Source organism: Desulfurella amilsii, assembly GCF_002119425.1.
Taxonomy (GTDB): Bacteria; Campylobacterota_A; Desulfurellia; order Desulfurellales; family Desulfurellaceae; genus Desulfurella; species Desulfurella amilsii.
Map to the genome: position 1 here is coordinate 1 of NZ_MDSU01000008.1, position 596 is coordinate 596.

Consider the following 596-nt stretch of genomic DNA (forward strand, 5'->3'; position numbering starts at 1 on the left):
ATTCTTACCGCTAAGTCATTAAACACCACATCTATCGTCCCTGTGGGATACTGCTTTTGAGTGTCTAATGTAGCGTTATAAGTCTGTTGTATGTTTTTCTCTGCCTCTGGCTGTAAGTTAATAGCTTCGTATTTACTATTAGCATGACTTGAAATTGCCGCTGTTGTGTAGCCCGCACAGCTGTATAAGTTGAAACTTAAACCTAATAAAAGCAACCCTAACCCTAAAAACTTAATTTTTCTCATCATCACCTCCTTTCTGGCAAAGTTTGCCAAATTCTTTATAATGGTCTAAATAGCATTCAAGAAAGTCTGATGCTATTTTGTTAATCGTTGTGCTATGTTCCGCAACGAAAACTTTAACTTTCTTTTTTAGCTGTTCGCTAACTGTTATTGTTAAAGTTTCTTTTTTACCCATACTTGCACCTCCTTTTTAAAATTTAGATAGCAGTTTAAACTGCTATCTTACTATATTATAATCTTAAAATATGAAAAGTCAAGAAAAAAAAATAACCTGCTATAAAAAACAGGTTATTTTTTATTATTTTGTTTTTTTTATTGCTGTTGCAAAATTTGCTTGTCGTTAGCCGAGGGCTG

General features: G+C 33.1%; 2 protein-coding genes. Both read right to left on the minus strand.

Annotated features, from left to right (window positions below; translation table 11 throughout):
• The coding region (locus tag DESAMIL20_RS02040) for a hypothetical protein (protein WP_143340225.1) at window positions 1–245 on the minus strand (245 nt) is incomplete at its 3' end.
• Window positions 232–417: a hypothetical protein gene (locus DESAMIL20_RS02045; RefSeq protein WP_086033211.1), complete on the minus strand. Its 186-nt coding sequence runs from the start codon at window positions 415–417 to the stop codon at window positions 232–234. The genes DESAMIL20_RS02045 and DESAMIL20_RS02040, both read right to left, overlap by 14 nt.
• Window positions 418–596: the final 179 nt, after the last annotated feature.

What these genes read in the sequence shown, in the direction of transcription:
- DESAMIL20_RS02045 (WP_086033211.1), bottom strand. Translation starts at nt 417, where the DNA reads ATGGGTAAAAAAGAAACTTTAACAATAACAGTTAGCGAACAGCTAAAA.